This is a genomic window from Vibrio sp. 2433-A1, from assembly GCF_056726085.1.
In genome coordinates this window covers 110,145-122,901 of the sequence record NZ_JBRESC010000014.1, presented here as the reverse complement: position 1 = coordinate 122,901, position 12,757 = coordinate 110,145, and the positions used below count along the sequence as shown (strand labels likewise).

Annotated in this window: 12 protein-coding genes; 8 read left to right on the top strand and 4 right to left on the bottom strand. The window is 44.8% G+C overall.

Features of this window, described 5'->3' with window-relative positions; translation table 11 throughout:
- Positions 1–15 precede the first annotated feature (15 nt).
- From ACU01J_RS15210 to ACU01J_RS15200, 3 genes are all read left to right on the top strand, one after another.
- Positions 16–585: a YajG family lipoprotein gene (locus tag ACU01J_RS15210; protein WP_481086474.1), complete on the top strand. Its 570-nt coding sequence runs from the start codon at positions 16–18 to the stop codon at positions 583–585.
- Positions 585–1,130 carry a peptidylprolyl isomerase gene (locus tag ACU01J_RS15205; RefSeq protein ID WP_481086473.1) on the top strand — a complete coding sequence of 182 codons (546 nt, stop codon included), beginning with the start codon at positions 585–587 and terminating at the stop codon, positions 1,128–1,130. The genes ACU01J_RS15210 and ACU01J_RS15205 overlap by 1 nt, the downstream gene beginning before the upstream one ends.
- A gap of 74 nt (positions 1,131–1,204) precedes the next feature.
- A complete protein-coding gene (locus tag ACU01J_RS15200) occupies positions 1,205–2,599 on the top strand; it encodes an AmpG family muropeptide MFS transporter (RefSeq protein WP_481086472.1) in 1,395 nt (464 codons plus the stop codon).
- A gap of 54 nt (positions 2,600–2,653) precedes the next feature.
- On the opposite strand, the gene ACU01J_RS15195 is transcribed toward ACU01J_RS15200, so the two are convergent.
- The 3 genes from ACU01J_RS15195 to ACU01J_RS15185 form a co-directional block, all read right to left on the bottom strand.
- Positions 2,654–3,316, bottom strand: a complete 663-nt coding sequence (locus ACU01J_RS15195; RefSeq protein WP_481086471.1) for a ChrR family anti-sigma-E factor — start codon at positions 3,314–3,316, stop codon at positions 2,654–2,656.
- Positions 3,313–3,897, bottom strand: coding sequence for a sigma-70 family RNA polymerase sigma factor (locus tag ACU01J_RS15190; RefSeq protein WP_481086470.1), 585 nt, complete (start codon positions 3,895–3,897; stop codon positions 3,313–3,315). The genes ACU01J_RS15195 and ACU01J_RS15190 overlap by 4 nt, the downstream gene beginning before the upstream one ends.
- Positions 3,898–3,962: 65 nt before the next feature.
- Positions 3,963–4,529 (bottom strand): LON peptidase substrate-binding domain-containing protein, encoded by a 567-nt coding sequence (locus tag ACU01J_RS15185; protein WP_481086469.1) that lies wholly within the window; start codon positions 4,527–4,529, stop codon positions 3,963–3,965.
- A gap of 345 nt (positions 4,530–4,874) precedes the next feature.
- Here ACU01J_RS15185 and ACU01J_RS15180 point away from each other — a divergent pair, with 345 nt between their 5' ends.
- From ACU01J_RS15180 to csdA, 4 genes are all read left to right on the top strand, one after another.
- A complete protein-coding gene (locus ACU01J_RS15180; protein ID WP_481086468.1) occupies positions 4,875–5,732 on the top strand; it encodes a nucleoside-specific channel-forming Tsx family protein in 858 nt (285 codons plus the stop codon).
- A 110-nt stretch (positions 5,733–5,842) separates the two neighbouring features.
- Entirely contained in the window at positions 5,843–6,727 is an 885-nt protein-coding gene (panE, locus tag ACU01J_RS15175; protein ID WP_481086467.1) for a 2-dehydropantoate 2-reductase, read from the top strand.
- A 2-nt stretch (positions 6,728–6,729) separates the two neighbouring features.
- Positions 6,730–7,329 (top strand): DJ-1 family glyoxalase III, encoded by a 600-nt coding sequence (locus ACU01J_RS15170; protein WP_481086466.1) that lies wholly within the window; start codon positions 6,730–6,732, stop codon positions 7,327–7,329.
- Entirely contained in the window at positions 7,329–8,540 is a 1,212-nt protein-coding gene (gene csdA, locus ACU01J_RS15165; protein ID WP_481086465.1) for a cysteine desulfurase CsdA, read from the top strand. Before ACU01J_RS15170 ends, csdA begins: the two co-directional genes overlap by 1 nt.
- A gap of 317 nt (positions 8,541–8,857) precedes the next feature.
- On the opposite strand, the gene radA is transcribed toward csdA, so the two are convergent.
- Positions 8,858–10,237, bottom strand: a complete 1,380-nt coding sequence (gene radA / locus ACU01J_RS15160) for a DNA repair protein RadA (protein WP_481086464.1) — start codon at positions 10,235–10,237, stop codon at positions 8,858–8,860.
- A gap of 150 nt (positions 10,238–10,387) precedes the next feature.
- Here radA and ACU01J_RS15155 point away from each other — a divergent pair, with 150 nt between their 5' ends.
- Positions 10,388–12,733: a PilZ domain-containing protein gene (locus tag ACU01J_RS15155; protein WP_481086463.1), complete on the top strand. Its 2,346-nt coding sequence runs from the start codon at positions 10,388–10,390 to the stop codon at positions 12,731–12,733.
- Positions 12,734–12,757: the final 24 nt, after the last annotated feature.

Sequence of the window (12,757 nt, the reverse complement as noted above, 5' to 3'; positions counted from 1 at the left end):
ATAAAGGAAATTACAATGAGAAAACTGGTTTTAGCCGCGTCAATGGCACTACTTACTGCGTGTGCAGCACCACAGCAAGAACAAATTAACTTTATGCCTAAAGCCGTTCTGAGCAATAGTGACCTTGTAAAAGACGCAGCATTCACTTTGACCAGTAAAGACGTTCGCTCTGCGCAGTATGTTGCACTTATTGATAGCGGTCGTTCTAACATTGAGCCTATTCACTCTAAGCAAAACGTACGTATCTCAATTGAAAACGCGCTGCTTGAACAGTTTAAGTCACAAGGTTTTCGCAGCACGGTAAGCAGTGAAAACACTATCGCAATTGAAGTGCAAGAAGCGTTGGTTTCTGTTAAGCATAGCGTGATGGAAAACCAGATGGATGGCAAAGTCGTCCTAGAAATCACAGCAGAGACACCACAAGGTAAACTGGTAAAAACCTACACAGGTACCGCTAAGCGTACTGGTGCTCTGAGTGCTTCAAATGAAGATATCGAAGCTGTACTAAATGATGTAATTAATTTAGTCCTTCAAGAAATATCAAATGACCGAGAGCTTCAACAGTACATGCAGGAGCGATTCTAATGTTAAAGGTAGCAATTGCTTCGCTAGCGCTACTCAGCAGTCTAGCGATAGCTGGACCCAAAGTTGAATTTGAAACCACCCTTGGTTCATTTACTGTTGAGTTAAACCAAGAGAAAGCACCACTCACTGTGGCAAACTTTCTCAAGTACGTGAATGATGGCAGTTACGTTGGCAGTCAATTTCACCGTGTGATCCCTAATTTTATGGCACAAGGTGGTGGTTTCGATAAGAACATGAAATCGTTGCCAACATACTCCCCAGTAAGAAACGAAGCGTCTAATGGGCTAAAAAACGACGCTGCAACCATTGCGATGGCAAGAACCAATAACCCTCATTCAGCAACCAGACAGTTCTTTATTAACTTCGTTGACAACAACTTTTTAGATTACGACCAACGCCCGCCGGGCTATGCCGTATTTGGTAAGGTGACTCAAGGATTCGATGTCATCCAAGGAATGGGTAAAAAACCAACTCACTCAGTTGGCCGCTATCGCGATGTTCCAGTAGAGCCAATCATTATTACTAAAGCCACTCTTCTTAAATAATTCTCTTAGGCTCTAACCCACAAGTTAGAGCCTCATTTTTCTTGCTGACCAAAAAATCAAACAAGGATTTGTGTATGTCTTCTGACTCCCCCTCCATGTCTTGGCTAGAGACTATCCGTAGTTATATGGATAAACGTCTTATGTGGGTCTTTATGCTTGGCTGTTCGAGCGGTTTCCCGTGGGTACTGATCGGTTCAAATATGTCCGGCTGGCTAAAAGACGCAGGGTTAACACGCGCTGCAATTGGTTACTTTGGTAGTGTCTTCGCGGTTTACGCGATTAACTTTTTATGGGCGCCATTGGTTGACCGTGTCAAACTGCCAGTGCTACACAGCTTATTAGGCCAGCGCCGTAGTTGGATTTTCCTATGCCAATCTTTAGTGCTGGTCAGCACTCTGTTTATTGCCGGCGTGGATCCATCCAAGAACCTAATGTTCACTTCGATGTTAGCGCTTGGCATTGCCATCGCCTCTGCCACTCAAGACATCGCCATTGATGCATACCGTATCGATACTTTCCCGAAATCACAATCGTCTAAGCTACCTCAAGCTTCTGCGATGGCCGTGATTGGTTGGTGGACAGGCTATTCACTTCCTGGGTATCTTGCCTTCATCAACGCAGATACCATCGGCTGGAATGGCGTCTACTACGGAATGGCATTTATTGTCGGTATTTTGATGATCTTTACTCTATTAGTCGGCGAGCCAAAAACCAATCGTGAAGCTCTGCAGCACCAAGCAGAAGCCCGCCACAATAAAGTTGTGAATTCAAAAGTGGTGGCATGGTTCAGCGTAACCGTAATCGAGCCTTTCTTAGACTTCTTCAAACGAAACGGCATACAAGTCGCAATCACACTCTTGCTGTTTGTATTCCTATTTAAGATTGGTGAAGCCTTCCTCGGCCGTATGTCGATTACCTTCTATAAAGAAGTTGGCTTTAGTAACGAACAGATCGGCTACTACTCGAAGCTTATTGGCTGGGGAGCGACAATCTTCTTTACCTTAGTAGGAAGTATGTTCAATGTTAAGTTCGGCATTGTTCGCGGTTTGATGATTGGCGGCATCGCAATGGCGGCAAGTAACCTTATGTTTGCGTGGATCGCTAAAGTTGGTCCGAATGAACACCTATTCTTAGCCACCATCCTTGTCGATAACTTCACAACTGCCTTCTCAACAGTAGCGTTTGTGTCGTTCTTAACTGTACTAACAGGTCAAGCTTTCTCGGCGACTCAGTATGCCTTACTAGCTTCACTGGGTAACTTTGGCCGTACCACACTGGCATCGTTTAGTGGTGAACTTGCTGATTACCTCAATGACTGGTCGCTGTTCTTTGTGATTACAGCGTTAATGGTTATTCCAAGCTTAATCATGCTCTACTCGCTGCGTCATTACTTTACCGACCTACTCGAGAAAGCAAGAAGACGAGATGAGTCTGCTGAAGCTGAACAAGAAGAAGCAGCTTCAAAATAAGCAAAAAGGCTTGGTGATTCACCAAGCCTTTTTTGATTTATTTGTTAGGGTTAATTACGGATACATGCCCTTACCAAATAGGTTAAATACCCTCGCAACCCCCTGAGTAAACAGCATAGGTTCGGTTAGAACTGTTAAGCATAAGCAGTCCTCACCTTGTTTAGTAAAGGGAGAGTGTTTAACTGATGCATCTTTTTGTAAGTAATCACCAACTTGATACTCACCATCTTCGTCGCTGAAGCTACCGTGTAATACCAGTGTCGATTCGAGCCCTTTATGGGTGTGTTGAGGAATTGTCACTCCCTCAGAGATATACATCAGATTAACTCTAGCTTGGTCGGAGAGCTCAATCGAAGCACTGTAGACTTTGCCACCATAGCTTTTCCACTCACCAATCTGATCTCTAAAGCGACTCAACGACAGCGGTAGCCGGAATGTCTTACCATTGACATCGATAAATGTTGGCTTTCTGCTCGGCCTAAATGGCTCATCACTCGGCTCTAAGGCTAAGATACTTGTTAGCATGTCATCAAAACTATCCACTGGCAAAGTAGAGACATTGACTAACTCTTCTCCACAGCACTCCTCAAGAGCATCGACCTTGGCACGACATTTAGGGCAAGTCTCGATGTGTGTCGCAATCGTAAAAGCGGTCACATCGTCCAACGTGCCTTGCGCATACGCTTCTAAAATAGATGTTTCTGGATGATAACTCATAATTTATCCGCCCCTATAGTATCGCGTAGCTTTTCAACAGCTAGCCGTAAACGAGACTTAACCGTCCCCAAAGGTATATCGAACATATCCGCAACTTGCTGGTGCGGGAGCTCTTCAAGATATACCGCTTTGACTACCTCTCTTTGTGCCACAGGCAAGGTATCCAAATACTTTATCACCTGCTGCTTAAGCCGATCCATTTCAGGAGAGTAATGCTCCACCATATCAGGCGGGCAGTAGTCGTTCGGCCACAAATCTTCAGAGTGAAGATGGCAATCGCGCCCTTTCTGCTTTCGTAATGTATCAAAGCACAAGTTACGTGCAATAGTGTAGATCCAAGTCGAAAGCGAACTCTTGGATGGGTCAAACAGGACACTCTTTTGCCAAACGATTGAGAGTGCCTCTTGGACGATTTCCATCGCAACCTGCTCGTTACCCATGTGACGAAAAACAAACTGTTTTAACCGAGGAGAAAAATGGTTAAATATGACAGCAAATGAAGCTTTGTCTCTTTGCTTCACGTTCTCCATGTATGAATGCCATTCTTCTTTTGAAAAAGTCTGGGTATCTAAATTTTCCATTTTGATAGCCTTAGATTCACTTTTTAATATGTGCTTACGTAGTGGGCCGAATATCGATCACTTCGCTACTGTCTTTCTAAACTCTTTTTAATATAGCTTATCGCTGCCTGACAATTTGTTTCTAATGTAAGCTCATCAAATTGTTGATTAGTGACTGGCAATAATTCTAACCAACGTTGGCTAACCCAACTCGCATCATCAAAAAAACGTTGTTCGTAAAGGTCACCAAGATCAGGAAACTGTTGGTAAACTCTAACTAAATCCCTAGTTATCCGTACATCATCGACGTCAAGCTCCTCTGCCCCCCAATTGGGGAGCTTTTCTATCCGAGCAAACCTTAAACCGTCATGTTCGACTCTAACGCTCCGAATCTTAAATTTACTTAACCCGGTAATTGAAATTCCAAGTAGGCCGTCCTCATACAACTCAAAATCAATAATTTTGGCCAGAGTACCAACAGCCGATAATTCATCACCTTTCTTATCGCTGTCAAAAAGGCAGATACCAAACGTTCCTTTATTTTGCATCGCTAGGGAAACTAGCCGCTTGTATCTAGGTTCGAAGATTCTCAAACGCATTTTTCCTTCTGGCAAAACGACCGAACTCAGAGGGAAAAGCATAATTTCAGACATAAACGTTCTCATTCTATTTTGTTATTAACATTTACGTCACCAGCACCCAACAAGATCATTCACCATATCTGTTGAATACATGACAGACATAAAAATACGAGCAAACGCTTGCGTAATCGATACCCACTTCACTTTTCGTGCAACGTATGATTAGTTCCGTTACATTTCAATTTTTAGTTTGTTAATGAGAACCAGATCACTCGATTTATGTTTTTTTTTGCATATGTTGCACATGGCTTTTGCGGAATTTATCGCTATTATTCGCTCCAGAAAAGCACAACACAGATTGTGCAACTAGACAAATATCCAATCAATATTGAATTAACATACATAGAGAGTTCCATTATGCGTAAATCACTTTTAGCTCTTGGTGTTGTAGCTGCAATGTCTGCACCTGCGATGGCTGCTGATTATTCAGACGGCGATATCCATAAAAACGACTACAAATGGATGCAATTTAACCTAATGGGTGCATTCAACGAGAAAGGTGTTGCTGAGTCTACTCACGACTACCTAGAGATGGAATTTGGCGGCCGCTCAGGCATCTTCGACCTATACGGTTACGTAGATGTATTCAACTTAACTTCAGATTCTGGTAGTGACAAAGCTAAGTCAGAGAAGATCTTTATGAAATTCGCTCCACGTATGTCTCTAGATGGACTTACTGGTAAAGACTTATCTTTTGGTCCTGTAAAAGAAGTTTACTTAGCAACCATCATGGAATGGGGTGGCGGTGGTGCTACTAACTGTGATGCAACTGGCTGTATTGATGGTAGTCCAGGTGTTAACACTCAGAAAATCGGTTTAGGCTCTGATGTAGAACTACCTTGGTTTGGTAAAGTGGGTCTAAACCTATACGGTACATACGATTCAAACAAAAAAGATTGGAACGGTTACCAAATCTCGACTAACTGGTTCAAGCCTTTCCACTTCTTTGAAAATGGTTCATTCATCTCTTACCAAGGTTATGTAGACTTCCAGTTTGGTATGGATAAAGACAAAGGTTACGCAACATCAAGTACAGGTGGAGCAATGTTCAATGGCCTTTACTGGCACTCAGACCGTTTTGCTGTTGGTTACGGCCTGAAGCTATACAATGATGTATATGGCTTCGCAGATAATGAAGGTCTTCCTTGGAATCCAGCACAAAAAGCTGAGTCTTCAGGCGTTGGTCACTACCTAGCAGTAACTTACAAGTTCTAATTGAACTTATAAGTGATAGATTTCTAAATGGCACCTTAGGGTGCCATTTTTATTGGCTTTCTCTATAGATAACCTTATGATCTTGGCCAAACCCACTGATTATCTATCGTATGAATATTGTCGTTCTCGGTCCTGGTGCAATCGGCTCTTTATGGGCATCCTACCTCCATCATGCAGGACACTCCGTTTCGCTTTGGTCTCGACGTGCAGAATCGACGATTTATCTCCAAAGAGATGAGCATGTTTCGGTCCAATTCGCTAATCGCTCCAAACACGATCTTGAACATGCTGACTTATTGCTTGTTACTCTAAAGGCTCCTCAAGTAGAGAGTGCGTTATCTGAGCTTAAGCCATTCATTAATAAAGACACCGTAGTTATCTTAATGCACAACGGCATGGGTACCGCTGAAGTCGTCTCTAAGTTACTCATTGATAACCCTTTAGTTCTTGCAACAACAACTCATGGCGCGTATCGAAAGTCACCTCACCATGTCTTACACACTGGATTGGGCAAAACCGAGTTGGGTGGCTATAACTCAGCAGGGAAACAGTGTGAATTCTTAGCTGAAGTATTCCAACACGCACTTCCCCAAGTCATTTGGAACCCGACAATCCTTAATGCACTTTGGAATAAACTTGCCATCAATTGCGCCATCAACCCGCTTACCGCAATACACAGAGTGGCTAATGGAGAGCTGGCACAAAGCCAATATCAAGACACCCTGCTGTCTGTAATTAACGAAGTCTCCTCGGTGATGCAGGCTGAAGGAATCAATATCAACTCAGAAATGCTGAGTCAGTCCGTTGCTCAAGTCATTCAAGCAACGGCGAAAAACTTATCTTCTATGCAGCAAGATATTGTTCATCAACGCCAAAGCGAGATAGACTTTATTACTGGCTATTTGATTAAAAAAGCGCAGCAGCACAATATAGCAACGTCGGTAAACCGCTCGCTGTATGACGCCATTAAAAACATCGAACAAGGTTGGAATTAACCATGACTAAAAAAGTCCTCGTCCCTATCGCTCCTGGCAGTGAAGAAATGGAAGCTATTACTATCATTGATATGATGGTTAGAGCTGGATACGAAACTGTGGTTGCCAGTGCCGACTTCGGTGGTCAGTTAACAATGAAAGCCTCTCGTGGTGTCACGCTGACCGCTGACTGTAAACTGGTCGATATCGCTGACGATGAATTCGATGCGGTCATATTACCGGGAGGCGTTGAAGGTGCAGAAACGTTCCGCGACAGCACTGTTCTGGTCGAGATTGTTCGCCAGCAGATGTACGAAGGGAAGTTGGTTGCTGCGATTTGCGCCGCACCAGCTCTCGTTCTTGCTCATCACGGCCTATATAGCGACGCACTAATGACTTGTCATCCTAGTTTTGAAAGCCACATCAATCCGAATAAATGGCGCGTTAAACGAGTCACTTACGATGTAAACCACAACCTGCTAACTAGCCAAGGGCCAGGCACCGCACTAGAGTTCGCTATGGAAGTCATCATAAACCTTTCCGGTAAAGCACATGCGTGGACCGTTGCAGAGCCTATGGTGACGATACCAACGCTACAATACCATAAGCTAGGTGACGAATAATGTTTGACGTGCAAGCAGTGGTTGCGCAATTCCCCGCCTTACTTCAACAAGTCAATGGCCAACGACTGGTCTATTTAGATAGCGCCGCGACCACTCAGAAGCCTCGCTGCGTGATCGAGGCAATTACCGACTATTACAGTCACCAAAACGCCAATGTACACCGTGGAAGCCATAGCTTAACCGCTAAAGCCACCAGCCAATTTGAGTCAGCTCGTCAGACTGTGGCCGACTTTTTAGGCGCTTCAACGAGTAACGAGATCGTATGGACTCGAGGCGCTACAGAAGCTTTGAACTTAATCGCTCAGACTTACGCACGACATACGCTTAAGCCCGGAGATGAAATCTTAATCAGTGAAATGGAACACCACGCCAACATAGTTCCATGGCAAATTGTTGCTGAGCAAACTGGGGCTAAAGTGGTCAAGGTGCCGATGGCGAGCGAATGTTCGTTTGATTTAGAGGCATTTAAATCGCTACTTTGTTCTCAAACCAAGATCGTTGCTTTAGCTCATATCACCAATGTAACTGGTACTCGCCAACCTATTGAACAAGTGATCGAGCTTGCTCATCAGAAGGGCGCGATTGTTGTCGTAGACGGCGCTCAGGGGATCGTCCATGAACAAGTGAACGTCGCTTCACTCAACGCCGATTTTTACGTTTTCTCTGGCCATAAACTGTACGCTCCAGCCGGTATTGGGGTGCTATATGGCAAACTAGAACTGCTTGAAGCAATGCCTCCATGGCACGGCGGCGGTAAAATGGTAGAGAAAGTCTCATTTGAGGGGACAACCTACAGTGAACTTCCGGGTAAATTTGAAGCTGGTACGCCTAACGTGGCTGGTGCTATTGCTTTAAACACGGCCATCAACTGGTATCAAAGCTTTGACCGACAAGCACTTGAGTCACATATCCACCGGCTCGTATCAGAGGCCTATACACGCCTCAACGCACTAGAAGATATTGAAATTCTTGGCTACCAGCCAGGTGCTAGTGTGCTCTCGTTCGTAATGGACGGCGTTCATCACCAAGACATTGCGACACTACTTGATCAACAAGGGATCGCCGTTCGAGCAGGGCATCACTGTGCACACCCTCTAATGGATGCACTCGGGGTCAAAGGTACTGTGAGGGCGTCATTTGCCATCTACAACACAATGGAAGATGTAGAGCGCTTTATCGCTGCGGTCGAAAAAGCCGTAGATATGTTATAGCGAGAAGCGAGAAGCGAGAAGCGAGAAGCGAGAAGCGAGAAGCGAGAAGCGAGAAGCGAGAAGCGAGAAGCGAGAAGCGAGAAGCGAGAAGCGAGAAGCGAGAAGCGAGAAGCGAGAAGCGAGAAATTTGGAGGGTTGGCACTTAATGTCAACCCTTTTTATTTCAATAAATTACGCTGTCATCCTCGAGAACGAGGCACGAATGAATTGGGGATCTCTTAAAGCAAATCGATGTTTTATAGAGATTCCCTACTCCTTCCTTCGACAGTCTAGTGAATCACGGTATATAGCGTCGCTGCGAAGCCCGCTCTAACACGCTACAGCTCATCAAATGCTTCAATCGCCTCTGAAAGCTTCTTAACTCCGTGAATTTGCATTCCAGTGATACCGCCCTTAGGCATGTTTGCGGCAGGAACAATCGCCTTCTTAAAGCCATGTTTGAACGCTTCATTAAGACGCTCTTGACCACTAGGGACTGGGCGAATCTCGCCAGCAAGACCAACCTCACCAAATACCACTACATCTTTTGGCAATGCACGGTCGCGGAAGCTTGAAAGCAGCGCCATAACCAAAGCAAGGTCTGCACTGGTTTCAGTAACCTTAACCCCACCAACAACATTGACGAATACATCTTGGTCCGCCATTTGTAGCCCCCCATGTTTATGCAGTACCGCCAGCAGTAATGAAAGACGGTTTTGCTCAAGGCCGACAGCAACACGACGCGGGTTCGCAAGCTGTGAATAGTCAACGAGAGCCTGTATCTCAACCAGCAGAGGTCGAGTACCTTCCCATACCACCATCACTGAACTGCCAGATGTTTCTTCTTCGCCACGTGATAAGAAAATCGCTGACGGGTTACTGACTTCTTTCAGCCCCTGCCCTGTCATTGCAAATACGCCTAGCTCGTTGACCGCACCAAAACGGTTCTTATGGCTACGCATGGTTCTAAATCGGTTATCTGTACCGCCGTCTAGCAACACAGAGCAGTCAATGATGTGTTCTAGTACCTTTGGTCCAGCGAGGGTGCCATCTTTGGTCACGTGGCCAACGATAAACACTGAGACGTTGTTTTGCTTAGCGTAACGGGTTAACGCAGTTGCCGATTCACGAACTTGAGCCACACTGCCCGGTGAAGATTGTACGTCAGCGACATGCATAACCTGTATTGAGTCTATCACCATGATCTTCGGCTGCTCTTTTTCAGCAATTTGGCAGATGCGATCAACGTTGGTTTCGGACAGCATTTTTAAGTTCTCTTTCGGCAAGCCTAATCGAGAAGCGCGCATTGCAACCTGCTGTAGAGATTCCTCGCCGGTTACGTAGAGCGTTGGCATTTGAGATGCGAGGTAACACATAGTCTGCAGCAGCAATGTAGACTTGCCGGCACCAGGGTTGCCACCAATTAAAATCGCCGCGCCGGGAACAACACCACCACCTAATACACGATCAAACTCTTTATAGCCGGTGGTAAAGCGAGGTACTTCTTGCAGATCAATCTCAGACAGCGCCTGCACTAGGGTTTCACCCGAGTTACCCGCATACCCCGTTAAACGCTCATTTCTCGCCGCCGCAGGGGATGCCGCCAGTCTCACCTCGCTAATTGTATTCCACGCACCACAAGCATTGCACTGCCCCTGCCAACGTGGAAAATCAGCACCGCAATCATTACATACGTATGCTCTTTTCGCTTTTGCCATGTAACCTCAGGTATTTAAAATGGTATTTGTGACACAAACTGCACCATGGCACGTTTATCTCACATAGAAACTTGATTCGCTGTAACATATCACTAAAGATCTTAATATCAAGGCCGATATCAAGAGTAAGGAATACTCTAACAAAAAAATATGCAGCAGCCAGAAATACTCTCGTTAGCAGAGCGATTAATTCCAGCATACCATGCACAGGACTTCGAGCATCTTCTTAACCAAATGACAGAGGGTGAGCCTCCTTCGACTAAAATTTTAGTCAAAATGGAACTTAATCGCGTCATGGCGCCTTGTACCAAGCCCATCGATCTGCGTGGACGAGTAAAAGGTGAGTGCCGCGCTTATGAACTGGATGGTTTAAAGCACTGGCTAGACGATGTTGCATTTAACGCATACCACAAAAACACCCGTAAATTTGGTGGCTATACCGAAGGCGTATGGGAAGCGCTGATCAATACCCATAACAACTTTCGTGTCATGCAAAAGCAGGGGAAACCTACTGGCACTGAAGTTGTAGCTAACCCCAATGGCTTAGATGTCGAAGCAATTACACTCGGATACGATCTAAAGCGTAAAGAGAACCGACTTAAGATCTCATCCCAAGTCGAAATCAAGCTAGCAAACAACCAAGTAGTTAATGCGCTGACGGTTGATATCTCTCCTTCTGGTGCGAAATTCAAAGCACCTTCCGCCTTTGACTACAAATTGGGCGAGGTCGTTGACGTTACCCTTATTGAGCTACAAAAGTCGGTTGAAGTCGAAGGTATTGATCAGCCAATTCCCTACCGTATTGTCGGTATTGACGAGTCGTATGAAAATGATGCGGTTAAGTTTTTACGCCTACTTAAGCTCGACACCTCAAGTCTGGTTGAAAAGATCATTGAGCACCTATTACAAAGTGATGCTCAGAAAGCTCGTCATGATAATCAAGATAAGATCATCCGTGCACGCGCTCGCGGTTTCGAACATACCTACTTGAAGCACACCTGCAACTTACCAGTGTTTTTTAGCGGCAATGAGCTAAAACTGGTTCTAATGACCGAGAATAACCGTCCTATTTGGCAATACTGGCACGATGAACGAAATCAGCAAACCCTGAGTAGCCTTTTTCATCAACAACGCATGTCGCAATTGACCACCGAGGGTGTCAAAGGTAGCAGTAACGTGATTTACGCCTTCACTCATCAACATAAAGAGAAGAGCTTATTCTTTTCGATGATGATGCCTGAAGCAACGCGTGACCTGCGCCAACTATTTTGGCATGTAGGGGCGAAAAAAGAGAGTTGGAAAGCGTTCAGACTCTCTGTATTTGAATTGTCGCCAGATGAGAGAAAAGAGCTATCACAACACTATAGTGAATTAGACCTGGAAGCAGAGACTCTGACTCATTGTGGTGTCTTGCAAGAGATCTCTGATGACAATAGTCGCCATGATTACTTACTAACGGATAAGCCACGTCTTGCAGCGAACGAGTTAAACCCTTTCCGTCACCTACGTAATCCAACAACTAATCCAGCGTGTATCTACTTTGATGCCCAATCTCGACGCAGAGAACCTAGATATCAATTCAAATCACCGCTCATGCTAACTGATGCTAATGGCGAGGCTGTTGAAGGCGTCACCGTTGATATATCTAAGCATGGGGCCAATATTGCTCTTAGCTCCCCGAGTACTTTAAAAGCCGGAGAACTCTGCTTCATTGATTTCAAAGAACTGCAGCTCTATGATAAGAATCTTCCGCTCAGTGAAGTTCCTTATAAAGTCATTCGTATCAGCCCAACCGGAAAACACCTTCAGCTTGCGATTGAGGAATCGAGACAGATCATACGTACCATCACTTTCTTTGGTCGCCTAATTGAGCACAACCAAGACAAACTTATCGCCAAAAAAGAGCTACTGCCAAGCAATGAACTACTAGAAAGTTTGCATGATATCTTGTTAGACAAAATGGTCAGTTCACCACTTTATATTGAGAAAAGAGGTAAGAGCCTGCGCCCTAAAGCAATTGGGGTGAATTATCCTCTGAGCCCGTACCTGACTATTTTGGCCAAACTTGGCGACGGTGCTAACTTCTCTTTAGCACCAATATACAAAGGTCATACGAATACCTTGTTGGCACAACCAATGAAGCGAATTGAAGGTGCCGAGCCTCAATACCAAGAGCTATATCTAAGTGTGAGTAAGTTTGGTACCCGAATTCAGTCAGTAGATGCAAAACTCACTAGCGAATTTGAGAGCGTTAAAGAACGCATCAATTATATTAAGCGAGCACAATTGATGGGCGAGTTTTATGCGATTCGAATCTGTGGCGCACCTGTTTTCAACCCTATAACCGCGCTGGTTCGAAAAGATCTTGAGGAGTTAGCCCAAATCAGCATGCATCAGGCACGTAGCTTAGAAAAAGAGCTCAATAATATTGTCGGCTATGGTGAACTGACTGATATTACTGAAGAAGTATTAATTCGATTAGAGCTAACCAACTAGTATTTATTCAATAAAAAGCGAGGT